The organism is Isoptericola sp. NPDC058082 (genome assembly GCF_042885055.1).
Classification (GTDB): Bacteria; Actinomycetota; Actinomycetes; order Actinomycetales; family Cellulomonadaceae; genus Isoptericola.
On sequence record NZ_JBHVSQ010000030.1, the window covers coordinates 1 to 25,852 of the forward strand.

Annotated in this window: 23 protein-coding genes; 9 read left to right on the forward strand and 14 right to left on the reverse strand. The window is 73.0% G+C overall.

The genetic code is table 11. The annotated features are described in order from the left end of the window. Positions 1 to 109 precede the first annotated feature (109 nt). The 5 genes from ACFVS0_RS21265 to ACFVS0_RS21285 all read right to left on the reverse strand — a co-directional run bounded on the left by ACFVS0_RS21265 (position 110) and on the right by ACFVS0_RS21285 (position 5,666). Entirely contained in the window at positions 110 to 925 is an 816-nt protein-coding gene (locus ACFVS0_RS21265; protein WP_430589064.1) for an ABC transporter ATP-binding protein, read from the reverse strand. Beyond that, complete coding sequence (locus ACFVS0_RS21270; RefSeq protein WP_430589065.1) at positions 922 to 1,848, reverse strand: ABC transporter ATP-binding protein; 927 nt, start codon at positions 1,846 to 1,848, stop codon at positions 922 to 924. Before ACFVS0_RS21270 ends, ACFVS0_RS21265 begins: the two co-directional genes overlap by 4 nt. Next, positions 1,845 to 2,849: an ABC transporter permease gene (locus tag ACFVS0_RS21275; RefSeq protein ID WP_430552136.1), complete on the reverse strand. Its 1,005-nt coding sequence runs from the start codon at positions 2,847 to 2,849 to the stop codon at positions 1,845 to 1,847. The genes ACFVS0_RS21270 and ACFVS0_RS21275 overlap by 4 nt, the downstream gene beginning before the upstream one ends. Then, positions 2,842 to 3,837, reverse strand: coding sequence for an ABC transporter permease (locus ACFVS0_RS21280; protein WP_430552137.1), 996 nt, complete (start codon positions 3,835 to 3,837; stop codon positions 2,842 to 2,844). The genes ACFVS0_RS21275 and ACFVS0_RS21280 overlap by 8 nt, the downstream gene beginning before the upstream one ends. Positions 3,838 to 3,911: 74 nt before the next feature. Next, entirely contained in the window at positions 3,912 to 5,666 is a 1,755-nt protein-coding gene (locus ACFVS0_RS21285; RefSeq protein WP_430589066.1) for an ABC transporter substrate-binding protein, read from the reverse strand. Between the two features lie 284 nt (positions 5,667 to 5,950). Between ACFVS0_RS21285 and ACFVS0_RS21290 the strand changes: the two genes are divergently transcribed. Further along, positions 5,951 to 6,388 carry a YybH family protein gene (locus ACFVS0_RS21290; RefSeq protein WP_430589067.1) on the forward strand — a complete coding sequence of 146 codons (438 nt, stop codon included), beginning with the start codon at positions 5,951 to 5,953 and terminating at the stop codon, positions 6,386 to 6,388. 28 nt (positions 6,389 to 6,416) lie between these two features. Here the strand turns inward: ACFVS0_RS21290 and ACFVS0_RS21295 are convergent, their stop codons facing one another. Beyond that, complete coding sequence (locus tag ACFVS0_RS21295) at positions 6,417 to 7,913, reverse strand: RNB domain-containing ribonuclease (RefSeq protein WP_430589068.1); 1,497 nt, start codon at positions 7,911 to 7,913, stop codon at positions 6,417 to 6,419. 170 nt (positions 7,914 to 8,083) lie between these two features. On the opposite strand from ACFVS0_RS21295, the gene ACFVS0_RS21300 reads away from it, so the two are divergent. Continuing rightward, positions 8,084 to 10,315, forward strand: coding sequence for an NADP-dependent isocitrate dehydrogenase (locus ACFVS0_RS21300; protein ID WP_430564905.1), 2,232 nt, complete (start codon positions 8,084 to 8,086; stop codon positions 10,313 to 10,315). A 79-nt stretch (positions 10,316 to 10,394) separates the two neighbouring features. Here ACFVS0_RS21300 and ACFVS0_RS21305 read toward each other — a convergent pair whose 3' ends face one another. Then, positions 10,395 to 10,793: a hypothetical protein gene (locus tag ACFVS0_RS21305; protein WP_430552142.1), complete on the reverse strand. Its 399-nt coding sequence runs from the start codon at positions 10,791 to 10,793 to the stop codon at positions 10,395 to 10,397. 66 nt (positions 10,794 to 10,859) lie between these two features. Between ACFVS0_RS21305 and ACFVS0_RS21310 the strand changes: the two genes are divergently transcribed. Together ACFVS0_RS21310 and ACFVS0_RS21315 are read left to right on the forward strand one after the other, a co-directional pair. Continuing rightward, positions 10,860 to 11,795, forward strand: coding sequence for an alpha/beta hydrolase family esterase (locus ACFVS0_RS21310; RefSeq protein ID WP_430589069.1), 936 nt, complete (start codon positions 10,860 to 10,862; stop codon positions 11,793 to 11,795). 103 nt (positions 11,796 to 11,898) lie between these two features. Further along, on the forward strand, positions 11,899 to 12,384 hold the full coding sequence (locus tag ACFVS0_RS21315; protein WP_430589070.1) for a Dps family protein: 486 nt from the start codon (positions 11,899 to 11,901) through the stop codon (positions 12,382 to 12,384). A 92-nt stretch (positions 12,385 to 12,476) separates the two neighbouring features. Here ACFVS0_RS21315 and gdhA read toward each other — a convergent pair whose 3' ends face one another. Both gdhA and purL read right to left on the reverse strand, forming a co-directional pair. Further along, positions 12,477 to 13,814 (reverse strand): NADP-specific glutamate dehydrogenase, encoded by a 1,338-nt coding sequence (gene gdhA / locus ACFVS0_RS21320; RefSeq protein ID WP_430552145.1) that lies wholly within the window; start codon positions 13,812 to 13,814, stop codon positions 12,477 to 12,479. Between the two features lie 210 nt (positions 13,815 to 14,024). Next, on the reverse strand, positions 14,025 to 16,376 hold the full coding sequence (gene purL, locus ACFVS0_RS21325) for a phosphoribosylformylglycinamidine synthase subunit PurL (RefSeq protein ID WP_430552146.1): 2,352 nt from the start codon (positions 16,374 to 16,376) through the stop codon (positions 14,025 to 14,027). A 170-nt stretch (positions 16,377 to 16,546) separates the two neighbouring features. Between purL and ACFVS0_RS21330 the strand changes: the two genes are divergently transcribed. Then, on the forward strand, positions 16,547 to 16,939 hold the full coding sequence (locus ACFVS0_RS21330; protein WP_430589071.1) for a DUF2568 domain-containing protein: 393 nt from the start codon (positions 16,547 to 16,549) through the stop codon (positions 16,937 to 16,939). 37 nt (positions 16,940 to 16,976) lie between these two features. Further along, positions 16,977 to 17,495 carry a putative immunity protein gene (locus ACFVS0_RS21335; RefSeq protein WP_430589072.1) on the forward strand — a complete coding sequence of 173 codons (519 nt, stop codon included), beginning with the start codon at positions 16,977 to 16,979 and terminating at the stop codon, positions 17,493 to 17,495. Positions 17,496 to 17,520: 25 nt separating this feature from the next. Here the strand turns inward: ACFVS0_RS21335 and ACFVS0_RS21340 are convergent, their stop codons facing one another. The 4 genes from ACFVS0_RS21340 to ACFVS0_RS21355 form a co-directional block, all read right to left on the reverse strand. Further along, positions 17,521 to 18,474: a carbohydrate ABC transporter permease gene (locus tag ACFVS0_RS21340; protein ID WP_430589073.1), complete on the reverse strand. Its 954-nt coding sequence runs from the start codon at positions 18,472 to 18,474 to the stop codon at positions 17,521 to 17,523. A 1-nt stretch (position 18,475) separates the two neighbouring features. Further along, complete coding sequence (locus ACFVS0_RS21345; RefSeq protein WP_430589074.1) at positions 18,476 to 19,384, reverse strand: carbohydrate ABC transporter permease; 909 nt, start codon at positions 19,382 to 19,384, stop codon at positions 18,476 to 18,478. Beyond that, positions 19,381 to 20,706, reverse strand: coding sequence for an extracellular solute-binding protein (locus ACFVS0_RS21350; RefSeq protein WP_430552151.1), 1,326 nt, complete (start codon positions 20,704 to 20,706; stop codon positions 19,381 to 19,383). The genes ACFVS0_RS21345 and ACFVS0_RS21350 overlap by 4 nt, the downstream gene beginning before the upstream one ends. A 116-nt stretch (positions 20,707 to 20,822) precedes the next feature. Further along, on the reverse strand, positions 20,823 to 22,745 hold the full coding sequence (locus tag ACFVS0_RS21355) for a glycoside hydrolase family 127 protein (protein WP_430589075.1): 1,923 nt from the start codon (positions 22,743 to 22,745) through the stop codon (positions 20,823 to 20,825). A gap of 156 nt (positions 22,746 to 22,901) precedes the next feature. On the opposite strand from ACFVS0_RS21355, the gene ACFVS0_RS21360 reads away from it, so the two are divergent. Continuing rightward, positions 22,902 to 23,924, forward strand: coding sequence for a LacI family DNA-binding transcriptional regulator (locus tag ACFVS0_RS21360; protein WP_430552153.1), 1,023 nt, complete (start codon positions 22,902 to 22,904; stop codon positions 23,922 to 23,924). Between the two features lie 13 nt (positions 23,925 to 23,937). Here the strand turns inward: ACFVS0_RS21360 and ACFVS0_RS21365 are convergent, their stop codons facing one another. Continuing rightward, positions 23,938 to 24,546, reverse strand: a complete 609-nt coding sequence (locus ACFVS0_RS21365) for a hypothetical protein (protein WP_430552154.1) — start codon at positions 24,544 to 24,546, stop codon at positions 23,938 to 23,940. 266 nt (positions 24,547 to 24,812) lie between these two features. Here ACFVS0_RS21365 and ACFVS0_RS21370 point away from each other — a divergent pair, with 266 nt between their 5' ends. Further along, positions 24,813 to 25,328, forward strand: coding sequence for a hypothetical protein (locus tag ACFVS0_RS21370; protein ID WP_430564896.1), 516 nt, complete (start codon positions 24,813 to 24,815; stop codon positions 25,326 to 25,328). Between the two features lie 98 nt (positions 25,329 to 25,426). Then, positions 25,427 to 25,771 carry a hypothetical protein gene (locus ACFVS0_RS21375; RefSeq protein ID WP_430552156.1) on the forward strand — a complete coding sequence of 115 codons (345 nt, stop codon included), beginning with the start codon at positions 25,427 to 25,429 and terminating at the stop codon, positions 25,769 to 25,771. Positions 25,772 to 25,852: the final 81 nt, after the last annotated feature.

Below are 25,852 nucleotides of genomic sequence, written 5' to 3' on the forward strand. Positions count from 1 at the left end.
GCGTCGCGCGGACGTATCCCTCCCGAGGTGGAGGGCGCCCTGGCGCCCGTGAACGCGTCCGCGCGACGCCATCCCCGACCCGCGCGGCCGCAACCACCGGCAGCGACCGTCAGGAAGCAGCCAGCTCCGCCCGCACCTCGTCCCGCAGCCGCCCGTGCCGCGCGGGGTCGGGGGCGGCCGCCAGCAGCGTCTTGGTGTACTCGTGCTGCGGGTCGAGGATGACGTCGTCGGAGGGCCCCCGCTCGACGACGTCCCCCCGGTACATCACGAGGATCTCGTCGCTGAAGTGGCGCGCGGTGGCGAGGTCGTGGGTGATGTACAGGACGCCGAGCTGCTCCTCGCGCTGCAGACGGGCGAGCAGGTTGAGGACGTCGAGCCGGATGGACACGTCGAGCATGGAGACGGGCTCGTCCGCGATGACGAAGCGCGCGCCGGGGGCGAGCGCCCGGGCGATGGCGACGCGCTGCCGCTGGCCGCCGGACATCTCGTGCGGCTGCTTGGCGGCGAAGACCTCCGCGGGCGTGAGGTTCACACGTTCGAGCAGCTCGTGGACGGCCGGCGTCAGGGCGGCGCCCTTGGCCACGCCGTGGATCTTCAGCGGGCGCTCCAGGTGGTGCGCCACGGAGTGGTACGGGTTCAGGGACGCGAACGGGTCCTGGAACACCATCTGCACCTGGTGGCGGTACTCCGCCATGGCCCGGCCGCGGCGGCCGATCGGCGCGCCGTCGAGCAGGATCTCCCCGCGGGTCGGCGTCTCGAGCTGGGCGATCATGCGCGCCACGGTCGACTTGCCGGAGCCGGACTCGCCCACCACGGCGATGGTCTTGCCGGGCTCGAGCGTGAACGACACGTCGTTCACGGCCCGGAGCTTGCCCTTCTTGAGCTTGAAGTCCTTGATCAGGTGACGAACCTCGAGGGTGCTCACGACTCTTCCCCTTCTGCGCCCGCCGGCCGGGCGTCGCCGCGGACGAAGGAGCCCCGCTCGCCGGTGAGGCTCGGGAACGACGACAGCAGCTTCTTCGTGTACGGGTGCTGGGCCCGCAGGTAGACGGACTCGGCGGTGTCGATCTCGACGATCTCGCCCGCCCGCATGACGGCGATCCGGTCGCTGATCTCGAGCAGCATCGGCAGGTCGTGGGTGATGAAGACGACGGCGAAGTTGAACCGCTCGCGCAGGCGCATGATCTCGCGCAGGATGCCGCGCTGGACGACGACGTCGAGCGCCGTCGTCGGCTCGTCCATGATCATGACCTGCGGGCCCAGCGCCAGAGCCATGGCGATCATGACGCGCTGGCGCATGCCGCCGGACAGCTCGTGCGCGAAGCTGTCGAGCCGGACGGGGTCGACGCCCACGAGCCGGAGCAGCTCGGCGGCGCGGTCCTCCCGCTCGCTCTTCCTCATCTGGGGACGGTGGGTGGTCATGACGTCGTGGAGCTGGCTGCGCACGCTGATCACGGGGTTGAGGGAGTTCATCGCTCCCTGGAACACCATCGAGACCTTGTCCCAGCGGAACGCCCGGAGCGAGTCGCCGGTGAGGCCCACGACGTCGATGTCCGACCCGTCGGCGTCGTGGAACGTCACGTCGCCGGTGCGGAGGATGGCCGGGGGCTTGAGCAGGCGGTTGAGGCCGTAGGCGAGGGTCGTCTTGCCGCAGCCCGACTCCCCCGCCAGGCCCAGGATCTCGCCGCGGTGCAGCGTGAGGGACGCGTGCTTGACCGCGTGCACGGGCGGCGTGACCTCGTACTCGATCGAGACGTCGCGTGCGGTGAGCACGGGCTCGAGCCCCGCGAGGTACTCGTCGTGGGCGGCGGACGTCAGGGGTGCGGTCGGCGTCGACGTGACGGTCATGCCTCGACCCTCTCCTTCTCCTCGGTCGTCTCGTCGTCCGAGCGGTCGTCACGGTCGGGGTCCGACGGCGAGCCGACGGCCGGCGCCGCGGTCCCGCTGCTCGTGCCGAGCTTGTCGAGCCCGGCCTTGCGCGCCTTGCGGACGCGCTTGGCGGCGGCGGGGGCGGTGCGGAGCTTCGGGTCGATGACCTCGTCGATCGCGAAGTTGATGAGCGAGAGCCCGCACCCGAAGAGGGCGATCATGAGACCCGGGGGCACGAACCACCACCAGGCGCCGCGGGTGAGCGCCCCGCCGCCCTGGGCGTCGTTCAGCATGGTTCCCCAGGTGATCGAGCCGTTCGGGCCGAGGCCGAGGTAGGACAGGCCGGCCTCGCCGAGGATGGCCAGCAGGACGGCGAACAGGAACTGGGCCGCGAGGAGCGGCAGCAGGTTGGGCAGCACCTCGACGAGGATGACGCGGGGTGTCTTCTCCCCCGCCACCTGGGCCGCGGCGACGTAGTCCCGCACGCGCAGCGAGCGCGCCTGGGACCGGAGCACCACGGCGGGGCCGGCGAACGCGGTGATGCCGAGGATCAGCGCGACGATCCACAGGCTGCGCACCGGCAGGTAGCTGGCGATGACGATCATCAGCGGGAGCCCGGGGATCACGAGCATGATCCCGGTGACGAGCGACAGGATCTCGTCCGTCCACCCGCGCAGGTACCCGGCGACGACGCCGAAGAACAGGGCGAGCACGACCGCGATGAGGCCGGCGGTGATCCCGACGATCAGCGACCCGCGGGCCCCTTCGGCGAGCTGCGCCAGGATGTCGTAGCCGAGGCTCGAGGTGCCGAGCAGGTGGTCCGGGCCGGGCGGCAACAGCGCCGGGTTGTCAGAGTCGCGCGGGTCCTGCGTGAAGAAGGGGCCGATCAGCGCGAACAGGAGGATCGCACCGACGATGACGACCCCGGCGATCAGCTTGCCCGACCAGTTCAGCGCGAAGCGCTTGCGTCGATCAGCCATTGTTGCTCCGCGTCCTCGGGTCGATGAAGCCGTAGATCAGGTCCATGATGAAGAGCGCCGCGAGGACGGCGAGCGTGATCACCAGGAAGACGCCCTGCATCAGGGCGTAGTCGTTGTTCCGCACCGCCTGGATCATGAGCTTGCCCACGCCGGGGTAGGTGAAGACCTGCTCCATCACGAGGGAGCCCGCGACGACGAACCCGAGCGAGACGCCGAACCCGGCGAGCGACGGCATCGCCGCGTTCCGCACCGCGTAGGTCATGAAGATCCGACGCGGCCGGAGGCCCTTGGCCTCCGCGGTGGTGATGTAGTCCTCGGAGAGGGTGGAGACCATCATGTTCCGCATCCCGAGGAGCCAGCCGCCCACCGCCGAGATGACGATCGTGAGCGCCGGCAGGAACGCGTGGTAGAGCACGGAGCCGACGAACGCCCAGCTCCACTCCGGGGCGTCGAAGGTGAACACGTCGTACGCGCCGATGATGGGGAACCAGCCCAGCGTCACGCTGAACACGAAGATCAGCAGGAGCGCCACCCAGAAGTACGGGAGCGACTGCATCATCGTGGTGCTGGGGATCAGGCTGTCCACCCAGGTGCCGCGCTTCCAGCCGGCGAACGCGCCGAGCCCGATGCCCAGGACGAACGAGATCACGGTGGCGGTGCCGACCAACCCGATCGTCCAGGGCAGCGCCCCGGCGATCAGCTCGGTCACGGGGGTGGGGAACTGCGTCACCGACACCCCGAGGTCGCCGCGGAACAGGTTGCCCCAGTAGTGGACGTACTGCTCCCAGATCGTCTGGTCCTCCACGGCCCCGAGGAGGAGCCGGATGCTGTTCTCGACGGACGGCGAGATCCCACCGCTGCGCTGGAGCTTGGCCAGGAGAATCGTGAACGGGTCACCCGGCAGCAGGCGCGGGATGAGGAAGTTCAGCGAGATGGCCGCCCACAGCGTGATCGCGTAGAACGCGAGTCGTCGCAGGTAGAAGGTCATGGGGTCACGCCCCCCTTCGTCGTCGAGAGCATTCGGCTCCTCCTCGAGTCGTCGGTGCAGGTCCGGCTGGCGCGTCAGCTGCCGGCGCCGGCGATCTTGCCGAGCACCAGGCCGGAGGACGGGTTCTCCCAAGCCGGCGGGAACGCGTACGGGTTCTCCTCGGTGGGCCAGCCCGTGTAGTCCTTCTGGTTGTAGAAGGTCTGGGTGGCATTCACGACGAGCGGGATGAACGGCACGTCGTTGACGAGGTGCTCCTGGACGACGGCGTAGGCCTCCTTCTTGACGGCCTCGTCGTTGGTCTGGCTGGCCGTCTTGACGGCCTCGTTCACCTCGGGGTTGTCGTACCGGGAGAAGTTCCACTCGCCGGCGCCGAGCGCGGTGCCGACGTCCTGGGTGAAGTCACCGGTGAACCAGTCGCGGTAGATCTGGTACGGGTCGGCGATCGAGGTGCCGACGACGCCGCCGACCAGCAGCTCGAACTTGCCCGAGAAGCGCTGGTCGCCGTACTCGGCCTCGGAGATCGTCGTGGCGACGACCTTGAGGCCGGCCTCGCGCGCCTGCTCCTCGATGAGCTTCGCGGCGTTGTTGTAGTCGGTCCAGCCGTCGGGCGAGGCGAGCGTCAGCTCCACGGCCTTGCCGTCCTTGCCGTAGAAGCCGTCGGCGTCCTTGGTGTAACCGGCGTCCTCGAGGATCTTCGCGGCGGCGGCCGAGTCGGCCGCCTGCGGGGCCTCGGCGGGCATGCCGTCGGCGATCCACTTGTCGTCGCGGCCGAGGAGCGCGTACGTCGGCGAGACCGGCTTGGCCAGGTTGACGAACGCCTTCTCGTTGATCGTGCCGCGGTCGACGGCGAGGTTGAGCGCCTGCCGCACGGCGACGTCGGTCTGCTCGCCCTCGCAGCCCCGGTCCTCGTTGGCGCAGGTGTACAGGACCGTCGGGTCCTTCGGGGTGTTGAGGTAGCCGTACACGCCCGAGGCGGTGATGCGGTCGGGATCCGGCACGAACATCGTGGCCCAGTCGATCTGGCCGGTGCTCAGCAGGTCCTCGGCCGACTGGTTCGAGTCGATGCCGATGTAGCGCAGGCTGGCGATCTTGGGCTCGCCGCCCCAGTAGCTCGGGTTCGCCTTGGCCGTGTACGCGGCGGCCGACGTCGTGTTCACCATGTACGGGCCGGTGCCGACCGGGTTCTCGGCGTTGGCCCACGCGACGAGGCCGGTGAGGGCGTTGCCGTCGCCGTCCTCGCCCGAGTCCTTCTCGTGCTCGGAGAAGACGTGCTTCGGCACGATGAGCGTGCTGCCGAGCATCGCGAACTCGTTCGTGAACGACGGGCCGTCGAACGTGAAGACGACGGTCGTGTCGTCGCTGGCCTTCGCGTCCTTGAGGTACGGCGGCTTGGCGGTCTCGTTCGTGAAGGAGTAGACGACGTCGTCCGCGGTGAACGGCTCTCCGTCGTTCCACTGGACGCCCTCGCGGAGCTTCACGGTGAGCTCCGTGCCGTCCTCGTTCCACTCCCACTCGAGGCCCAGCATCGGCGTGGGCGGCTCGTCGGCGATCTTGTTGTAGACGAACAGCGGCTCGTAGATGCCGCCGTTGGCCAGGTGCAGCACGGCCGCGGGGTTGTAGGGGTTGAAGTTCGGCGTGATCGGGGTCTGGGAACCGGCCCAGACCACGAGCTCGCGGTCGGTGGCCTGACCCTCCGCGGCAGGGGCGCTGGTGGCGTCGCCACCGTCACCGCCCTCGGCGGAACCGGAGCACCCGGCGGCCAGGAGGGTCACGCTCGTCAGGGCGGCGGCGGCTGCGAGCCACCGTCCGCGGATCTTCCCTCGGATCATCGTTGGTCCTTCCAGTCGGCAGCGCACCCTCACGCCGCGATCGCTCACGCTTAGGGAAGGAACCTTAACGAATACTCACGGGGGCAGCGCCAGACCTTGAATCGTTATAAGGCAGGAGTGTTATCAAACCGTCACCTGCGGCTCTGGCCCGGGGAGCCGGACTGCGGGAGGGACGAGGTCGGCCACGGCAGGCCCCGGACCGTCACGTCTCCGCGCCCGCCGACGTCGGTCGGGTGAGCCCCGGTCCTCGCCTCGACCGAGACTCCCTGACCCGAGGAGCGACCATGACCGCGACCCACCACCACGAGCACGCGATCCGGCAGCTGCTGGAGTCGCTCGTCGGCGCCCTGCGCGCCAAGGACCTCGACGCGGTGCGCGAGATCTACGCGCCCGACGTCGTCTCGTTCGACGTCGAGCCCCCGCTGCAGCACGTCGGCATCGACGCGAAGCTGCGGAACTGGGTGCGGGTGTTCGGCACCTTCGCCACCGTCGACTACGAGCTGCGCGACCTCGCCCTGACCGTCGACGACCACGTCGCCTTCGGGCACGCCTTCGGCCGGCTCGGCGGCACCCTCACCGACGGCACGCCTGTGCGGGGGGCCTGGGTCCGCGGGACCTTCGGCCTGCGCCGCGACGACGACCGCTGGCTGGTCGCCCACGACCAGGTGTCCGTGCCCGTGGACGTCCGCACCGGGGCCGCGGCCACGGACCTCGAGCCCTGACCGTGGGCGCCGGGCCCCGGGGGCCCGGTCAGCCCAGCGTGAAGAGCACCCGCCGGTCGGGCACCGACGCCTCGGCCAGCGTGGCCCGGACGCGCTCGCCGAGCGGCAGCTCGGCCCCCTCGATGCGGGCCCGCACCGCCGGGTCCTCGAGCATGACCTCGCCGCGCTGCGGGCCGTCGTCCTTGCCGTCGCCGCGCACGTCGACGACGACGCCGGAGAAGGTCTTTCCCTCACGGCCGGCGAGCAGCGCCGCCTCGACGACGTCCACGCAGCCGCGCTCGAAGGCGCCCGCCGTCCGGGAGGCCGCCGCCATCGTCTCGGGCAGGTCGGGCAGCGCCTCGGTGACCCAGGCCGGCGGCTCCTTGCCCGCGGCGTGCGCGAGGCACACCTCGGCGGCATAGCGGTCGGCGAGCCGCCGCAGCGGCGCCGTCACGTGGGCGTACTCGGCCGCGATCGCCGCGTGCCGGGCGTCGGCGGGCAGCGCGACCGGCGGTGCGCCGTCGGGCCCCGGCACGCCGAACGCCAGGTAGCCGGCGCCGCGGAAGAGCGAGGTCGCCTCGGCGAGGAAGGCCGCGTGCGCGGGCCGGCGGGACTCCAGGGTCGGGACGAGCTGCGCGTACGAGACCTCGTCGGGCCAGTCGATGCCGAGGGCCGCGGCCGTGCGGCGCAGGCGCGCGACGTCCCGGTCGTCCGCCGGGGGCAACGTGCGCAGCAGGCCCACGCCCGCCTCGCGCATCATGGCCGCCGCGGCGATGCCGGTGAGCAGCGAGATCTGCGCGTTCCAGCCCTCGACCGGGAGGGTGCGGCGCAGCTCGAGCGCGAACGACCCGTCCGGCCCCGGCACGATCTCCTGCTCGGGGACCTCCAGCGACACCCCGCCGCGGTCCCGCTCGCGCTCCTGCCGCAGACGACCCACGTCCGCCAGGAGCGACAACGAGTCCGACGCCGTCCCCGCGTCGAGCTGGCCCTGGACCTCGCCGTAGGTGAGGCGGGCACGCGACCGCACGGTCGCGCGGGTCACGGAGCTGCTGGTGATCTCGCCGTCCGCGTCGAGCCCGATCGTCCACAGCACCGCCGGCCGGTCCTCGTCGGGCAGCAGGCTCGCGGCACCCTCGGACAGGACGGGCGGGTGCAGCGGGGTGCGCACGTCCGGGCCGTAGACGGTGGTGCCACGACGATGCGTCTCGGCGTCGAGCGGGCCGCCCGGGCGGACGAACGCGGCGACGTCCGCGATGGCGTACCGGACGATGTAGCCGCGCCCCGACGACGCGACGTGCACCGCCTGGTCGAGGTCCATCGAGCCCGGCGGGTCGATCGTCACGAGCTCGACGTCGCGGCGGTCCTGGCGGCCTCGCCGGCTCTTGCCGCCGAGGGCGGACCCGCCCTCCGCGGCGGACTTCTCCGCCTCCTCCCGCACCTGGGCGGGGAACATGGCGGGCAGGCCGACCTCGGCGCGGAGCGCGGCGAGGGCGTCGGCGACCTCGGCAGGGCCCGCCTGGGCGAGATGGAGCTGACGCGTCGGCACGGCTCGACGGTAACGGCGCACGCCCCGGGCCGCGCGGCGAGGGTCCGGACCGTGAGGCACGGCACGGGGACGGAGTGCGCCCGCGTTTTCGACAGGCTCCGCCGCAGCCAGATATCTTGATGTCAAACAATCTCTCGTCCACCACTGCCCTGCCAAGGGAGCATCGCCGCATGACCACCGAGTCCCGGCCCGAGGCCGCCACGATCATCTACACGCACACCGACGAGGCGCCGCTGCTCGCGACGTACTCGTTCCTCCCGATCGTCGAGGCGTACGCCGCCCAGGCCGGGGTCACGCTCGAGACGCGCGACATCTCCCTCGCGGGCCGCATCCTCGCCCAGTTCCCGGAGCGGCTCACCGACGACCAGCGCATCGGCGACGCGCTCGCCGAGCTGGGCGAGCTGGCCACCACCCCCGGCGCCAACATCATCAAGCTGCCGAACATCTCGGCGTCCGTGCCGCAGCTCAAGGCCGCCGTCGCCGAGCTGCAGGCCCAGGGCTACGACGTCCCGAGCTACCCCGAGGACCCGCAGACCGACGCCGAGAAGGACGTGCGCGCCCGGTACGACAAGGTCAAGGGCTCGGCCGTGAACCCGGTGCTGCGCGAGGGCAACTCGGACCGTCGCGCCCCCGCGTCGGTGAAGAACTACGCGAAGGCGCACCCGCACCGCATGGGCGCCTGGTCGGCCGACTCGAGGACGAACGTCGCGACGATGGGCTCCGACGACTTCTTCTCCAACGAGAAGTCCGTCGTCGTCCCCGCGGACGACACCCTGACGATCCGCCTGGTCACCCCGGCCGGCACGACCGTCCTCAAGGACGGCCTGAAGGTCGAGGCCGGCGAGGTCGTCGACGCGACCTTCATGTCCGTCGCCGCGCTGAACACCTTCCTCGCCGAGCAGGTCGCCCGCGCCAAGGCCGAGGGCGTCCTGTTCTCCGCGCACCTCAAGGCCACGATGATGAAGGTCTCCGACCCGATCATCTTCGGCCACGTGGTGCAGGCCTTCTTCCCCGCCCTCTTCGAGAAGTACGGCGACCAGCTCAAGGCCGCGGGCATCTCCCCCAACGACGGCCTCGGCGGGCTCCTCGCGACCGTCGACACGCTGCCCGACGGCGCCGAGATCCGCGCCGCCGTCGAGCAGGGCCTGGCCGACGGCCCGGCGCTCGCGATGGTCGACTCCGACCGCGGCATCACCAACCTGCACGTGCCGTCCGACGTCATCATCGACGCGTCCATGCCCGCGATGATCCGCGGCGGCGGCCACATGTGGGGCCCCGACGGCAAGGAGCACGACACGCTCGCCGTCATCCCGGACTCGTCGTACGCCGGCGTCTACCAGACCGTCATCGACGACTGCCGCGCGAACGGTGCCCTCGACCCGGCCACGATGGGCTCCGTGCCCAACGTGGGCCTCATGGCCAAGAAGGCCGAGGAGTACGGCTCGCACGACAAGACGTTCGAGATCCCCGCCGACGGCACCGTCGAGGTCGTGAACGCGGCAGGCGACGTGCTGCTCTCCCACGACGTCCAGGCCGGGGACATCTGGCGCGCCTGCACCACCAAGGACGTCGCGATCCGCGACTGGGTCAAGCTCGCCGTGAACCGCGCCCGCGCCACCGGCTCCCCCGCCGTGTTCTGGCTCGACGCGCAGCGCGGCCACGACGCGCAGCTCATCGCCAAGGTCGAGGAGTACCTGGGCGACCACGACACCGACGGCCTCGACATCCACGTGATGGCGCCGGCCGAGGCGACGGCGTTCTCCCTCGCGCGCATCCGCCAGGGGCTCGACACCATCTCGGTGACCGGCAACGTGCTGCGCGACTACAACACGGACCTGTTCCCCATCCTCGAGCTGGGGACGTCGGCCAAGATGCTGTCGGTCGTGCCGCTGATGAACGGCGGCGGCCTCTTCGAGACCGGCGCCGGCGGCTCCGCCCCGAAGCACGTGCAGCAGCTCCTCGCGGAGAACTACCTGCGCTGGGACTCGCTCGGCGAGTTCTTCGCGCTGGCCGCGTCGTTCGAGCACCTCGCGACCGTCACCGGCAACGCGCGCGCCCAGGTGCTCGCCGACACCCTCGACCGCGCCACGGGCACGTTCCTCGACCAGGACAAGTCCCCGACGCGTCGCGTGGGCGGCATCGACAACCGCGGCTCGCACTTCTACCTCGCCCTGTACTGGGCGCAGGAGCTCGCCGCGCAGTCGGACGACGCCGAGCTGGCCGCCGCGTTCGGCCCGCTCGCGGCGTCGCTCGCCGAGCAGGAGCGGACGATCGTCGACGAGCTCGTCGGCGTCCAGGGCTCGCCCGCCGACATCGGCGGCTACTACCGCCCCGACGCCGCCAAGGCCGCCGCGGTGATGCGCCCGTCCGCCACCTTCAACACGGCGCTCGAGGCCCTCTGACGTCGAGGTGGTCCCGGACTCCGCGAGGTAGCTCGGCAAAGGCGAGCTACCTCGCGGGGTTCCCGACCACCTCGAGGGGTCACCAGGACCAGCCGCGGGCGCTGAGCTCCAGCTCCTCGCGGAGCCGTTCGGCGGACTCGGCGCGCTCGCCGGCGCGCATCGGCAGGTCGACGACGCTCAGCCCGGCGAGACGGCACGCCTCGCGCAGCAGGGCGTCGTACGCGCCCTGCGCGGCGCGGGCGTGGTGCGCGCGGGCGTAGACCTGCGGGTCGTCGTCGATGGCCCGCAGCTCGCGCGCCAGCTCCCCCAGGCGCACCTGGACGGTGAGCGTCAGGAGCGGGTCGGCGGCGGGGGCACGACGACGGTGCGCACGGCGGGCGACGGCGTCACGGTGGGCGTCGGAACGCAGCCACGACCGGGCGGCGACGGTCGCGACCAGCGCGAACGACGCCGTCACGAGCGCCAGCTGCCACGTCATCGGAGCACCACCTCTGCACCGATTTCAGCCTATGCCGGGCGTCGCGCGCACGCGACAATCGACGGCATGCCGGCGCACCGCCCACTCCTGGCGACCATCGTCGCGCTGGTCACGCTGCTCCTGGCGGCCTGCAGCTCCGCCACCCCACCGCAGACGGACGCGCAGCCCCTGGTGCTCGCCGCCGTCGAGCCCCTGCCGGCCGGCGCGGTCGGCGCGCTCGACGTCGCCGGCCGCCCCGTCGAGGTGCACGTGCCGGACGGGTACGACGCCGCGGACCCCGCGCCCCTGCTCGTCGTCCTGCACGGCTACGGCTCCGACGCCGCGCGCGTCGACGCCCGGCTCGGGCTGCGCGACGAGGCCCTCGCGCGGGGCGTGCTCTACGCCCTCCCCGAGGGCACCGAGGGGCCCGACGGACGCCGGTTCTGGAACGCGACCGACGCCTGCTGCGGCGTCGACCGCGCCGGCGTCGACGACTCCGCCTACCTGGCGCAGGTGATCCGCACGCTCGTGGCCACGTACGCCGTGGACCCGGACCGGGTCGCGGTGGTCGGGTACTCCAACGGCGGTTTCATGGCCTACCGCACGGCCTGCGACCACGCCGACCTCGTGTCCGTCGCCGTGTCGCTCGCGGGCGCGATGCCGGCGGACGACGGTGCCTGCCGGCCGTCGCGGCCGGTGACCGTGGTGCAGGCGCACGGCGCCGACGACCCCGTGATCCGCGCGGGCGGAGGCCTGCGCGACGGTCGTGCCTATCCGTCGGCGGCGGAGTCGGCAGCCGGATGGGCACGTCTCGACGGGTGCGCGACGGCACCCGCCACCGCCCCCGCCCGGCGCGACCTCGACAGCACGGTCCCCGGTGCCGAGACCACCGTGACGGCATGGGCCGGGTGCTCGGGCGCCGCCACGGTCGAGCTGTGGTCGATCGCCGGGGCGGACCACTCCCCCGCCCTCACCCGGTCGTTCGCGACGGCGGTGCTCGACCTCGTGACCGGCACACCCTGACGACGACCAAGGCTCGCCTGCCCTTGCTGGCGGTCGCCAGGAGGGCTCCTTAACCTGGAATGGTTCAAGAGAGCGATCGTCACCGGAAGCGAGGTTCACACCCATGACCACTCCCACGATGAAGCGCAACACTCCGCGGGCCGAGGCGTCCGACAAGCTCCGCGCCCACCTGCAGCGCGTGCTCGTCGCGCTGGTCGACCTGCACGTCCAGGGCAAGCAGGCCCACTGGAACGTCACCGGCCGCGGCTTCCGCGACCTGCACCTCCAGCTCGACGAGCTGGTCGACGTCGCGCGGGAGCACAGCGACACCGTCGCCGAGCGGCTCCGCGCCCTCCAGGCCGTGCCCGACGGCCGCACCGAGACCGTCGCCACCACGACCGACCTGTCGCCCTACCCCGCCGGCCTGGTCTCCGTCGAGGACACGGTCGACGCGATCGTCGAGCGCGTCGCGCAGACCGTCGAGGTCGCTCGCGAGGTGCACGACGACGTCGACGCCGAGGACCCGACCACGGCCGACCTGCTGCACGAGATCATCACGGACCTCGAGAAGCAGGGCTGGATGATCTCGTCGGAGAACACCGAGGTCTGATCGACGGCACGGGCCGCAGCGCCCCTCCCGCTCACGACGACGGCGCGGTCCCCCACCGGGGGCCGCGCCGTCGTCGTGCGTGCTGCGGACCGTCAGATGACGCCGAAGGCGATCATCGCGTCCGCCACCTTGGTGAAGCCGGCGACGTTGGCGCCGACGACGTAGTCGCCGGGCGCCTCGTACTCCTCGGCGGTGGCGAGGCAGCTGTCGTGGATGCCGGTCATGATCTCCGCGAGGCGGGACTCGGTGTAGTCGAAGCTCCACGAGTCGCGCGAGGCGTTCTGCTGCATCTCCAGCGCCGACGTCGCGACGCCGCCCGCGTTCGCGGCCTTGCCCGGGCCGAAGAGCACGCCGGCGTCGCGCAGGAGGGCCACGGCCTCCGGGGTCGTCGGCATGTTGGCGCCCTCGGCGACGGCGAGCACACCGTTCGCGACGAGCTGCTTGGCGTCGGCCTCGGAGAGCTCGTTCTGGGTGGCGCAGGGAAGCGCGACGTCCGTCGGGACGTCCCAGATGCTGCCGTCGGACACCAGGCGGGCGCCGGGGCGCCGGTCGACGTAGTCGGACACGCGGCCGCGCTGGACCTCCTTGACCTCCTTGAGCAGGTCGAGGTCGATGCCCGCCTCGTCGACGACGTACCCGGACGAGTCGGAGAACGTGATCACGCGGCCGCCGAGCTGCTGCGCCTTCTCGGCCGCGTAGATCGCGACGTTGCCCGAGCCGGACACCGAGACGCGGCGGCCGTCGAGGCTCTCGCCCTTCGTGCCGAGCATGCTCTGCGCGAACAGCACCGCGCCGTAGCCGGTGGCCTCCCGGCGCACCAGCGAGCCGCCCCAGGTGAGGCCCTTGCCGGTGAGCACGCCGGACTCGTAGCGGTTGGTGATCCGCTTGTACTGGCCGAACAGGTAGCCGACCTCGCGGGCGCCCACGCCGATGTCACCGGCGGGCACGTCCGTGTACTCGCCGATGTGGCGGTACAGCTCGGTCATGAACGACTGGCAGAACCGCATGACCTCGCCGTCGGAGCGGCCGCGCGGGTCGAAGTCGGAGCCGCCCTTGCCGCCGCCGATCGGCAGGCCGGTGAGGGCGTTCTTGAAGATCTGCTCGAAGCCGAGGAACTTCACGATCCCCAGGTACACCGAGGGGTGGAAGCGCAGGCCGCCCTTGTACGGGCCGAGGGCCGAGTTGTACTCGACGCGGAAGCCGCGGTTGATCCGCACGCGGCCCGTGTCGTCCACCCACGGCACGCGGAAGATGATCTGCCGCTCGGGCTCGCAGATGCGCTCGAGCACGGCGGCCTCGACGTACTGCGGGTTCTTGCGCAGCACCGGGCCCAGCGACTCGAAGACCTCTCGTACCGCCTGGTGGAACTCCACCTCGCCGGGGTTGCGACGCAGCACCTCGGCGAACACAGGCTGCAGACGGTCTTCCATGGGGGCTCCTCCCGAGTTCTGGGGAGCGCGCCCGCGGGGCCCCAAGGGCGGCACGGCACACGCACGACCATCGCAGCCTAGACGTTCCCGAGACGACGTCTCACGCCCCGAGACGTCGCCTGGTGCCGGCCCGACACGCCGCGAGCGGGCGTCCGGCCCTGTACCGGTCGCGCAACAGGGCGGGACGCCCGCTCGAAGCGGGTCGCGTGGTCAGCCGAAGATGCGCGGCAGGGTGCCCTCGTGCGCCTCGCGGGCCTCGGCGAGCGACACCGTGAAGGTCTCGCCGTCGAAGCCACCGGCCACGGCAAGCTCCTCGCCGCCGGTGCGACCGAGGCGCAGCACCGGCACGCCGGCGGCCTCGGCCACCGCGACGAGCTCGGACTCGTGCTCCGCGTCGACGGCCACCAGGGCGCGCGCGGTGGACTCGCTGAACAGCGCGGCGAACGGCGTCACGCCGTCGCGGCCGGTGACGCCGTCGAGCGCGACGTCGGCGCCGACGCCGTAGCGCAGCGACGCCTCGAGCAGCCCCTGTGCGAGACCACCCTCGGACAGGTCGTGCGCGGCGGCGACGAGGCCCTGCTCGCGCGCCTCGACCAGCGCCGAGGCGAGCGCGCGCTCGGCCGCCAGGTCCACGCGCGGCGGCAGGCCGCCCAGGTGCCCGTGCTCGACGTCGGCCCACGCGGAGCCGTCCAGCTCGTCGGCGGTGCGGCCCAGCAGCAGGATCGACAGGCCCTCGGTGCGCCAGCCCGACGGCACCGCGGTGCGCACGTCGTCGATGACGCCGAGCACGCCGACGACCGGCGTCGGGTGGATCGAGGAGTCGATCTGGCCGGGCTCGCCCGTGCCGTTGTACAGCGACACGTTGCCGCCCGTGACCGGGACGCCGAGCTCCTGGCACGCGTCCGCGAGGCCCTCGATCGCCTCGACGAGCTGCCACATCGAGTCCGGGTGCTCCGGCGAGCCGAAGTTGAGGCAGTCCGTCACGGCGAGCGGCGTGGCGCCGGCCGTCGCGACGTTCCGGTACGCCTCCGCGAGCGCGAGCTGGGCGCCCGTGCGCGGGTCGAGCTTGCCGTAGCGGCCGTTCGCGTCGGTCGCGAGGGCGACGCCGCGGCCCGTGGCCTCGTCGACGCGGACCACGCCGCCGTCGTCGGGCTGCGCGAGCGCCGTGTTGCCCTGCACGAAGCGGTCGTACTGGTTGGTGACCCACGCCTTGGAGGCGAGGTTCGGCGACGCGAGCAGGCGCAGCGCGGTGGCGCGCAGGTCGTCGGCCGAGGTGGGGCGGGCCAGACCGGCGGCCACGGTGGTGTCGGCCTGCAGGCCGTCCTGCCACGCCGGGCGGGCGTAGGGGCGCTCGTAGACCGGGCCCTCGTGCGCGACCGTCTTCGGGTCGACGTCCACGATCCGCTGGCCGTGGTGGTCGATGGTGAGGCGGCCGGAGTCGTTGACCTCGCCGATGACGGCGGTCTCGACGTCCCACTTGCCGGTGATCGCGAGGAACTGCTCGAGCTTCTCGGGCGTGACCACCGCCATCATGCGCTCCTGCGACTCCGACATGAGGATCTCGCCGGCGTTCAGGGTGGGGTCGCGCAGCAGCACGTCGTCGAGCCAGACGTGCATGCCGCCGTCGCCGTTCGAGGCGAGCTCGCTCGTGGCGCAGGAGATGCCCGCGGCCCCGAGGTCCTGGATGCCCTCGACCACCTGGGCGGCGTAGAGCTCCAGGCAGCACTCGATGAGCACCTTCTCCATGAAGGGGTCGCCCACCTGGACGCTCGGCCGCTTGGCCGGCACGCCGTCCTCGAACGTCTCCGACGCGAGGATCGACGCACCGCCGATGCCGTCGCCGCCCGTCCGGGCGCCGAAGAGGACCACCTTGTTGCCGACGCCGGACGCGTTGGCGAGGTGGATGTCCTCGTGACGCAGCACCCCGAGGCACAGCGCGTTGACGAGCGGGTTGCCCTGGTACGAGCCGTCGAAGACGAGCTCGCCGCCGATGTTCGGCAGGCCCAGGCTGTTGCCGTAGCCACCGACGCCCGACACGACGCCGTGCACGACGCGCGCCGTGTCCGGGTGGTCGACGGCGCCGAAGCGGAGCTGGTCCATGACGGCCACGGGGCGCGCGCCCATCGAGATGATGTCGCGGACGATGCCGCCGACGCCGGTCGCGGCGCCCTGGTACGGCTCCACGAACGACGGGTGGTTGTGCGACTCGACCTTGAAGGTCACCGCCCAGCCGTCGCCGACGTCGACGACGCCCGCGTTCTCGCCGATGCCGACGAGCAGGTGCTCCTTCATCTCCTCGGTGACCCGGTCGCCGAACTTCTTCAGGTGCACCTTGGACGACTTGTACGAGCAGTGCTCGGACCACATCACCGAGTACATGGCCAGCTCGGCAGCCGTGGGGCGGCGCCCGAGCAGGTCGCGGATGCGCTGGTACTCGTCCGGCTTGAGGCCGAGCTCGGCGTACGGCTGGGCCTCGTCGGGCGTGGACGCGGCGTTCTCGACGGTGTCCAGCTGGGGGCGGGGGGCGGACACGGCTTCAGCACGGTCGGCAGCGGCGGTCATCAACTTCCCTCGGGTCGCGCGAGTACTGCAGAGCTCAGGGCTCGGACCGGGTGATCACCGCACCGCGGGGTGCCGGTATCCGGCGTCGGTCCGTGCGGGGGCGCCTCGCGGCGCGCCGCCAGTCTACCGGCGCCCGCCGGCACTCCCGACGGCGCCGCTAGGGTGCGCGCATGACCGCACCCGAGGGGCACGGACCGGCGCACCCGGCGGACGCGCGGGGAGTCGGGCCCGCCGACCTCCTCGCCTTCGCCTGCGAGCTCGCGCTGCTGGCGCTCCTGGCCGTGTCCGGCTGGCGCCTCGGCTCCCAGGTGGGCGACGGCGCGACAACCGTCGTCACCGGCGTCCTGCTGGTCGTCGGGCTCCCCGCGGTCGCGGTGGCCGTCTGGGGGCGGTGGCTGGCACGGAACGCGCGGGGCCGCCTCCGCCAGCCCGCGCGGTTCGTGGTGCAGGCCACGCTGTTCGTGGTGGCGGGGGCGCTCGCCGCGGCGTCCGGCCTGCCCGGATGGGGCCTCGGGGTCGCCGCCGTCGGCGTCCTCGCGTTCGCGCTGACCCGGAGGTCGTGACCCCCCGCGCCGGGCGGGAACCGGGCAGGATGGGTCGGTGCCGATCCTGCCCACCGAACGCGACCCCCGGCTGATCACCGTGCGCCGGGGCGGGACCCTCTCCGACGACCACCACCGGATGCTGGCCGAGTGGGCGGTGGCCTGCGCCGACCACGTGCTGCCGCTCTTCGAGCGGGAGGCGCCCGACGACGCCCGCCCGCGCGACGCCCTCGAGGTCGCCCGCGGGTGGATCCGGGGCGAGGTGCCGATGCGGGAGGCTCACCGCACCGCCTTCGTCGCGAACGCCGCCGGCAAGGGCCGGCCCGACCCCGCACGGTTCGCGGCCCTCGCGGCCGGGCAGGCCGTCGCCGTGGCCCACGTCCCGGCGCACGACCTGGGTGCCGCCGCCTACGCCGTCCGGGCCGCGAGCGCCGCCGCACCGGAGCCCGAGAGGGAGGTCGTCCGCCTCGCCGAGCGGGACTGGCAGCGGGAGCAGGTGCCCGCCGAGCTGCTCGACCTGGTCCTCGACGACCAGCGGGCGCGCTCCGCGATCTGCTGGGACGTCTTCGACGACTGACGCCCACCAGCCCCCGGCCGACGGGTCAGCCCTTGACCGACCCCGACGCGAGCCCCGCCACGTAGTACCGCTGCAGCGCCACGTACAGCACCACGCACGGGATCATCGCGACCACCGACCCGGCGGCCAGGAGCCCGAAGTTCACCTGGCCGTAGGCACCCTGCTGCAGGTTCACCAGCGACACCGGCAGCGTGTAGAGCGACGAGTCGGTGAGGAACGTCAGCGCCCCGAGGAACTCCGTCCACGAGGCGAGGAACGCGTACAGGGCGGCGGTCGCGGCGCCGGGCAGCACGAGGGGCCGCAGCACGGAGACGATCATGCGCACCGTCCCCGCGCCGTCGACGTGCGCCGAGTCCTCGATCTCGCCGGGCACCGACTCGAACGCGTTGCGCATGACGAAGACGCAGAACGGCAGGTTCACGGTCGTGTAGAAGAGCACGAGGCCGAACAGGCTGTCCGTGAGCCGCATGGCGTTCATCTGCAGGTACAGCGGGGTGAGGATCGCCTGGAACGGCACCATGAGCGTCACCAGCACCAGCCCGAACAGCAGGCCCCGCCCGCGGAAGCCGAACTTGGCGAACCCGTAGCCGGCGAGCGTCGCGAGGACGGCGGTGAGCACGGCCGTCGACACCGACACGACGACGGAGTTCACGATGCCGCGCCAGATCTCCGGCTGGTCGAGGATCAGCCGGAAGTTGACCCACGACAGGTCGAGGAAGCGCCCGTCGGGCGCGGCGACGACGACGTCGCCCGGCTGGCCGGCACGCACCAGCGCCAGCAGCAGCGGCACCACGAAGACGAGGGCGGCGAGGATGCCGCCGACCGCGTAGAGCGTGCGGCGCACGCGCGTGTCGCGCTCGGGGCCCGACGCCGGCCCCGCCGCGCCGGGCGAGGACTCGCGGCCCGGGCTCGTGCCGCGGGAGCTCCCGCCCGGTGCGCCCAGCCCGGTCGTGCCCGGTGCGCTCGTCGTGACCGCCATGTCAGCTCCTCTCCCGCAGCAGCCAGAACTGCGCCGCGGTGACCAGTCCGGTGATGACGACCAGGACGAGCGACATCGCCGTCGCCGCCCCCAGCTGCAGCTGCACGAACGCCCGCCGGTAGATCGCCATCACCACGGTGGTGGTGTCCGATCCGGGGCCGCCCTGGGTCAGGATGTAGAACTGCGTGAACGCGAGCAGCGACCCGATGACCGACAGCACGACGGTCATGGCGATGGTGCGCCGCAGCATGGGGATCGTGATCGAGCGCTCCCGCACCCACCAGGACGCGCCGTCGAGCTCGGCGGACTCGTAGACCTCGCGCGGGATGCCCTGCATCCCGGACATGAGCAGCACCATCGTCAGGCCCGACACCGCCCAGATCACCATGACGCACAGGAGCCCGGTGGCGAGCGGCCCGTCGACGAGCCACGCCGTCGAGCCGTCGGTGATCCCGAGGGCCTTGAGCACCACGTTCACCATGCCGCTGTTCGGCTGCGCCTCGAGCAGCATGAGGAAGCTGAGCGTCGTGAGGCCGATGACGTACGGGACGAAGAAGATCGTGCGCAGCACCGTGGCGCCGCGGCGGTTGGACCGCACGACCACCGCCAGCGTGTAGCCGAGCGCGAGGATCGGCAGCGTGACGATCGCGGTGTAGAGCAGGGTGTAGCCGACGGCCCGCCAGAACGTGGGGTCCGTGAGCACGGACGCGTAGTTCTCCAGGCCGACGAACCGCCACGACCCGATGAGCGGGAGGTTGGTGAACGAGATCCCCATGGCGGAGACGAGCGGCACCAGCACGAACACGACGACGAACGCGACCGCCGGCGCGACGAGCAGCAGGCCGGTGCGGGCGGGGTGGGTGAGGGTGCCGTGGCGTCGTGCGGGCCGGGCGACGGCCGCGGCGCTCATGCCTGGGCCTGCCGGAGGATGCGGTCGTACGTGGTCTGGGCCTCGTCCATGGCGGCATCGACCTCCCCGTCGAAGACGGCCCGGCGGAACATGCGCAGCCAGGGCCCGTCCTGCTGGTTGTAGATGAGGTTGTAGGCGAGCGTGGTGGGGGCGTAGCCCGCGTCGAGCGACTTCAGCGTCGGGGTGACGAGCGGGTGCTCGGCCTCGAACTCCGGCGTCACGACGTCGGAACGGATCGGCGAGTAGAACCCGTCGGGCATGCGCGCCTGCTGCTCGAGGGCGACGGCGAAGCGGATCAGCTCGGTCGCGCCCTCGGGGTTCTTCCCGCCCGCGGGCATGCACAGGTTGTCGCCGCCGTCGAAGAACGCGCGGCCGCCGTCGGGCCCGGGCAGCAGCACCACGCGGCTGCGCTCCAGGAGCTCGGGCGACGCGTTCGGCGCGACGACGCCGTAGCCGCCCGGGAACATCCCGAGCCGTCCGGCGACGTAGTCGGCCGACCAGCGCGAGGCGTCGTCGGCGAAGCAGCCGGGCGGCACCAGCTGCTCGTCCCAGAGCGTGCGCTCGAGGTCGAGGGTGCGCCGCAGCGCCTCGTTGCCGGCGACGTTCCCCCGCTGGTCGCCGACGTCGCCGACGATGAGGTCGGTGCCCGTGGCCCACACGTGCGGCTGCACGGTGAACCCCAGCGCGCCGGACGCGTTGCCGGGGAACGACCAGGCGTAGGTGTCGTCGTCGAGCGCGGCGATCGCGCGGGCGGCCTCGAGGATCCCGTCGAAGGACGCCGTGTGCTCGTCGACGTCCAGGCCGGCGCGGTCGAACAGCTCGGTGTTGCAGAACAGCACCGAGAAGTCGCCGAGGAAGGGCACCCCGTAGTGCTTCCCGTCCTTGGTCGCGAGGGCGAGGTGGCCGGGGCTGAGGGCGTCGCCGAGGGCGAGGTCCTCCACCAGCGGCGTGAGGTCGGTGAACACGTCGCGGAACGCGAACATCGTCGAGTAGATGTCGTCGATGTCGATGACGTCGGGTACCCGGCCACCGCGGATCGCCGTGGCGACCTTGGTGACGTACTGACCGTTCTGGATCGGCGTGAGCCGCACCCGGACGCGGTCCTGCGCCGCGTGGAACGCGTCGACCACGGCCTGGACGCCGTTGACCGTGTCCGAGCGGCACCACATCTCCACCGTGCCGCGGGCACCCCCACCGAACCCCGGGGCACCGACGTCGACGGCGGTGACCGGGCTCGCGCACCCGGCCAGCCCGACCCCGGTGGCGGCCGTCGCGCCGCCCACGCCGAGCAGCGCGAGCAGCTGCCGTCTGGTGAGCTCCATCGCTCTCCTCCTCCGCGCCCGTCGGGCGCCGTGTCCTCCAGGTCCTGCCCGCGGGCGGCGCTGCCCGCGGGGGGCGGGGCGCCCGTGCCCGGGCGCCCCGCGAGTGGTGCTGCCGGTCAGGCCACGGGGATCCAGACCCGCATGGCCTGCGGGCCGCGGTTGGCCCACAGGTGGTACGGGACCGCCCGCAGCGTCACGGTGCCGGTGACGGCCGGGGCAGCCGTCGTCGCCGGGCGGTAGGGACCGTCGCCCGGCTCGGTCGCGGGCCGGCCCTGCACGGTGCCGGTGGCGGTCACGACGACGGCACCGCCCAGCAGGTCGGGGCGGTCCTCCTCGCCCAGGGGTCCGGCGACGTCGATCAGGACGTCGTCCACGACGGCGCCCGGCTCCTGGTCCACCTGCTCCAGCGCGTACACCAGCGGGCCGCGCTCGATCGCGACGGAGCCGCGCACGTCGTCGACCCGGGGGTCGGCGGCCGTCAGGCGGGGCGTCACGGGCAGCTCCAGCACGACGGCGTCGCCCGCCGCGAGCGGCCGGCCCACCGTGGCGTACGCGCCCGCCGCGACCGGGGCGCCGTCGAGCGTGGCGCCCTCGGCCCAGCCCGGGATCCGCAGCGCGAGACCCGCGCCCGCGGGTGCCTCCTCGACGTGCAGCGTCACGCGGCCCCGGTACGGGTACTGCGTCTCGACGCGCACGCGCAGCGTGCCCCCCGGAAGCGCGGCGGCGATGGTTCCGGGCGCGTACTGGTGCACCTGGAGCGCGTCGTCGGTGAACGTCGCGAGGTAGCCCTCGAGGCTGGACAGCGTCCGCATGATGTTCGGCGGGCAGCAGGCGCAGCCGAACCACGGCCGGCGCCCGGCGGCGGGGTTGCGCTCCTCCTCCGCGTGCGCGCCGGAGCGCACCTGCAGCGGGTTGACGTAGAAGTACTCGGTGCCGCCCAGGGAGAGCCCGGAGAGGAATCCGTTGAGCAGCATGCGCTCGATCTGGTCCGCGTACCGCGCGTCGCCGGTCGCGAGCAGCAGGCGCCACGCCCACTGCACCCCGCCGATGGCGGCGCACGTCTCCGCGTAGGCGCGGTCGTTGGGCAGCTCGTGCGGGTCGCCGAACGACTCGCCGTCCCAGCGGGAGCCGAGCCCGCCCGTGAGGTACTGCTTGCCGTCGACCATCGCCGCGTACTGCGCCTCGAGCGCCGCGAGGAGCTCGCGGTCGCCCGTCTCGACCGCGACGTCGGTGGCGCCCGCGCCGAGGTAGACGGCCCGCACGGCGTGCCCCTCGACGGTCGTCGCCTCGCGGACGCGCACCCGGTCGGAGAAGTAGGTGGGCTGCTTGCCGTGGGCCGCGACGATCCCCGTGCCGCGGGCCTCGACGAACCACGACGCCAGGTCCAGGTACGCGCGCGTCCCCGTCTCCCGGTAGAGCTCCACGAGCGCGGTCTCGATCACGGGGTGCCCGTCGACCTCGCGCAGCTGTCCCTCGCCGTCGCCGAACGTCTCGACGAGGTGGTCGGCCAGGCGGACGGCGACGTCGAGCAGCTCGCGCCGGCCTGTCGCCCGTACCTGCGCCACCGCCGCCTGCATGAGGTGGCCCGCGCAGTAGTGCTCGTGGCTCCACGGCAGGTCGGAGTAGCGCTCGACGCCGCGCAGCTGCGGCACCGAGTCGAGGTAGCCGTCGGGGGCCTGGGCGCCCGCGACGGCGCGCGTCACCTCGAGGATGTCGGCCAGCAGCGCCTCGTCGGGCTCGCGCCCGTACTCCCAGGCCGCGGCCTCGAGCCACTTGTGCACGTCGGAGTCCGCGAAGATCGGCCCCTGCGCCTCGCCCTCGGCCAGCCCGGCGGCGATCTCGAGGTTGCGCAGGTTCCCGTACTCCCGCAGGTGCCCCAGGCCCTCGGGCACCGACGCCTCGCGGTTCACGCGGAGCCGGTGGCCCCACAGCCCGCCGTCGAGGGTCGCGCTGCCCGGCGGCAGCGGTCGCAGGCTCGCCACCGCCGCAGCGGTGGGCTCGGCAGGTCCGCGGACGGTCCCGAACGTCGTCGTCGTCATGCACCTCTCCCTCGAGGAAGGAAACTAGGAATCCGTTTTCCTTACCGTAGGGAGCGTTGCCGAAGCCGTCAACCGCTGTCCCGACAGGCGAAATCGCGTACCATCGGCACGGCCGGCCGCCGGTCGGCGGAACAGCAGGAAAGCAGAGGAGGCCTGATGGCGGAGACTCCGGGCGTCGTGCGGATCACCGACGTGGCCGCACTGGCGGGGGTGTCCCCCAGCACCGTCTCCAAAGCCCTCAACGACACCGGGTCCCTGCGGCCCGCCACCCGGGCCCGCGTGCGCGAGGCGGCCGAGCGCCTGGGCTTCGTGCCCGACGCCCAGGCACGGTCGCTCTCGGCCCGGCGCAGCTTCACCGTCGGCCTGCTGAGCACGGACTCGGCGGGCCGGTTCTCGCTGCCGGTCGTGCTCGGCGCCGAGAACGCGCTCGTCGGGGGTCAGATCTCCGCGCTGCTGGCCACGGCCCGGCACGACCCGGTCCGCGAGCAGCACCACGTGCGCAGCCTCGTCGCCCGGCGGGTGGACGGCATCATCGTCACCGGCCGCACGACCGACCCGCGCCCTCCCATCCAGGTGCCGATGCCGGTGGTCTACGCCTACTCGCCATCCTCGGACCCCGACGACGCGTCGGTCGTGCCCGACGACACCGCCGGGATGACCGCCGTCGCGGAGCACCTGCTCTCCCTCGGACGCACCCGCGTCGCCTACGTCGGCGGTCGCGGCGACCAGGCGGCCTCCGTGCAGCGGCACGCCGCCCTGGCAGCCGCCCTCGGGGCGCGCGGCGCCGCGATCGTCGGCGAGCCGCAGTTCGGCGAGTGGTCCGAGCGGTGGGGCCGCCTCGCGGTCGACGTCGTGCTCGGCGACCACCGGGCCGGCGACCCGTTGCCGGTCGACGCCGTCGTGTTCGCCTCCGACCAGCTCGCCCGGGGTGGCTGCGACCGCCTGCGCGACCGCGGCGTGCGGGTGCCCGAGGACGTGGCCGTGACCGGCTACGACGACTGGGAGGTCATGGCGCTCGCCAGCAGGCCGCCGCTGACCACCGTGGATCCGCAGCTCGACCGGCTGGGGCAGCGGGCCGCCGAGCTCCTGCTCGCCGCGATCGACGGTCGCCCCGCGCACGGCACGGAGCTCTCACCGCCACGCCTCGTCGTACGAGGGTCCACCGCCGGGGACTCCTGAGCCGGGAGCCGCGTCAGCTCGCGGGGGCCTCGTCCTCGACCGGCGGGACCATGGAGATCGACGGGTCGAGGGCGGTCGCCACGGCCGCGAGCGCCCCGAGGATCAGCCCGACCCGCGTGTGCGGCAGCCGCCGCCCCTGCGCGCGCCAGCGCTCGCCGCGCCGGTAGGCCCACTTCTCCCCCGCCACGGCGATCGTCACGGCGAGGGCGAGCGCGCCCGCCGCGGCCGCTCCCGCGACGGCCGGGCCCGGCAGCGGGTCGGCGCCGTCGAGCGCCACGTCGGCCGCCAGCACGTTGTCGTCCGGTTCGCGGTCGTCCCGCCCGTCGGCCGGCGCGATCCCCTCGTCCGGCTCCGAGGCGTTCTCGCCGGCTGCGTTCTCGTCGGCGTCGCGCAGGTCGCGCAGCTCGTCGCGCACCTCACGCATCCCGTCGACGGCGGAGCGGCCCTCGCTGGTCAGGGCCATCCCGAGCCCGAGCCCCCCGGCCAGCACGCCCACCTTGGCCAGGGCGCGTGCCCAGCGCGGTCGGACGACGTCGGGCACGGCGTACCAGGCCAGCGTCGTGAGTCCGGTGATCGCGACGCTCCGGGCGTCGACCTGCCTGCGCGCGGCGGGCGTGTCCATGGGTCCACCTCCGGGTCGGGGGCTCGTGCGAGCGGCGGCACCGAGGTCCTCGGGCCGCCCGTGGGACAACGGGCGGCACCGGGGCAGAGTTCCGCGACTCCGGTCCGGCGTGAGGCCGACCTGCACGGATGACGTTTTCTTGACCTGCGGCCCTCGATCCTTGACCAGGATCATCACCAGGTGACGATTCTTCGTGAGCGGGGCCACGCGTGGCCCCGGTGGAGCCGGGGGTTTCGTCGGTTACCACAAGGTGGTTTGATGCGCACGTGGAACTGCTCAGAACCTTCGCTCCCGGTGCGTTCGCGTACGGGCTGGCGTCCTGGTCGTGGCTGGGGGTCCACGGCAAGACGCCCCGCTTCACGACCGTCTTCGGCGACGTCTTCCTCGAGTCCCTGGAGGGCTGGTGGTTCCTCGACACGATCGAGGGGTCGCTCGAGCTCCGCTGGGCCACCGCCGTCGAGATGTACACGGAGCTCGACTCGGCGGACGGGCGTGCGGACCTCCTCCTGGAGGACCTCTGCCGAGAGGTGCTCGACGCCGGCACCCACCCCCGCCCGGACGAGGTGCTCGCCTTCTCCCCGCACCCCGCGATCGGCGGACGGCTCCACGCCGACCACGTGGCCCCGCTCCGGTTCGAGCTCGCGCTGCGGCTCACCGGGGAGATGCACCACCAGCTGCGCGCGACGCTGGACCCGTCGCCCTCGCCCCTGCTGCTCGGGCACGTCGACCCCCCGGCTCCGGCCCTCACCTGGGACACGGCGGGGCGCGACCGCCGACCGTGACCCACCTGTGACCTGCACGATCCGCCCAGCAGATGCACGACCGGCCGTCGTGTCGTCTCCTGGAAAGGCACGGATGAGGCGGACCGTGGGAGGTAGGCATGAGACGGGTGCTCGTCGTCGGGCTCGTCGTAGGGGTCGTGGACGGGGCGTTGCTGGGCGCGTCGGCGGCGCTCGGCTGGACGTGGGTGGCGTGGGCCGCCCTGCTGGCCGGGCTCGGGGGCGCGGCGGTCGTGGCGATGTCCGTCCCGCCGGCGCGCGTCGCACGACCGGCCACCGTCACGCTCGGCCTGCCGCTGCGTGACGAGCAGGCGGCCGAGGAGGCGAGCGTCGTGCCCGCCCCGGTACCCGGCACGACGCCGGGAACGGTCGAGAGCCCGCCGGCCGTCGTCGAGGACTACCCGCAGCCGGTGCGCGCGGCCCAGCCGACGCCCGCCGCCGCCTGACGGCGCGCGCAGGGAGCGGGCGAGCACGCGAGAGAGAAGCCGAGAGAGAAGCCCGGACGGGACTGCGGTCGACGCAGTCCG

Bases quoted from the DNA above. Each gene is read 5' to 3' on its own strand.
- ACFVS0_RS21270 (WP_430589065.1), bottom strand. From the start codon at position 1,848: ATGACCGTCACGTCGACGCCGACCGCACCCCTGACGTCCGCCGCCCAC.
- ACFVS0_RS21275 (WP_430552136.1), bottom strand. From the start codon at position 2,849: ATGGCTGATCGACGCAAGCGCTTCGCGCTGAACTGGTCGGGCAAGCTG.
- ACFVS0_RS21280 (WP_430552137.1), bottom strand. From the start codon at position 3,837: ATGACCTTCTACCTGCGACGACTCGCGTTCTACGCGATCACGCTGTGG.
- ACFVS0_RS21285 (WP_430589066.1), bottom strand. From the start codon at position 5,666: ATGATCCGAGGGAAGATCCGCGGACGGTGGCTCGCAGCCGCCGCCGCC.
- ACFVS0_RS21290 (WP_430589067.1), top strand. From the start codon at position 5,951: ATGACCGCGACCCACCACCACGAGCACGCGATCCGGCAGCTGCTGGAG.
- ACFVS0_RS21300 (WP_430564905.1), top strand. From the start codon at position 8,084: ATGACCACCGAGTCCCGGCCCGAGGCCGCCACGATCATCTACACGCAC.
- ACFVS0_RS21305 (WP_430552142.1), bottom strand. From the start codon at position 10,793: ATGACGTGGCAGCTGGCGCTCGTGACGGCGTCGTTCGCGCTGGTCGCG.
- ACFVS0_RS21310 (WP_430589069.1), top strand. From the start codon at position 10,860: ATGCCGGCGCACCGCCCACTCCTGGCGACCATCGTCGCGCTGGTCACG.
- ACFVS0_RS21315 (WP_430589070.1), top strand. From the start codon at position 11,899: ATGACCACTCCCACGATGAAGCGCAACACTCCGCGGGCCGAGGCGTCC.
- gdhA (WP_430552145.1), bottom strand. From the start codon at position 13,814: ATGGAAGACCGTCTGCAGCCTGTGTTCGCCGAGGTGCTGCGTCGCAAC.
- purL (WP_430552146.1), bottom strand. From the start codon at position 16,376: ATGACCGCCGCTGCCGACCGTGCTGAAGCCGTGTCCGCCCCCCGCCCC.
- ACFVS0_RS21330 (WP_430589071.1), top strand. From the start codon at position 16,547: ATGACCGCACCCGAGGGGCACGGACCGGCGCACCCGGCGGACGCGCGG.
- ACFVS0_RS21340 (WP_430589073.1), bottom strand. From the start codon at position 18,474: ATGGCGGTCACGACGAGCGCACCGGGCACGACCGGGCTGGGCGCACCG.
- ACFVS0_RS21345 (WP_430589074.1), bottom strand. From the start codon at position 19,384: ATGAGCGCCGCGGCCGTCGCCCGGCCCGCACGACGCCACGGCACCCTC.
- ACFVS0_RS21350 (WP_430552151.1), bottom strand. From the start codon at position 20,706: ATGGAGCTCACCAGACGGCAGCTGCTCGCGCTGCTCGGCGTGGGCGGC.
- ACFVS0_RS21355 (WP_430589075.1), bottom strand. From the start codon at position 22,745: ATGACGACGACGACGTTCGGGACCGTCCGCGGACCTGCCGAGCCCACC.
- ACFVS0_RS21360 (WP_430552153.1), top strand. From the start codon at position 22,902: ATGGCGGAGACTCCGGGCGTCGTGCGGATCACCGACGTGGCCGCACTG.
- ACFVS0_RS21365 (WP_430552154.1), bottom strand. From the start codon at position 24,546: ATGGACACGCCCGCCGCGCGCAGGCAGGTCGACGCCCGGAGCGTCGCG.
- ACFVS0_RS21375 (WP_430552156.1), top strand. From the start codon at position 25,427: ATGAGACGGGTGCTCGTCGTCGGGCTCGTCGTAGGGGTCGTGGACGGG.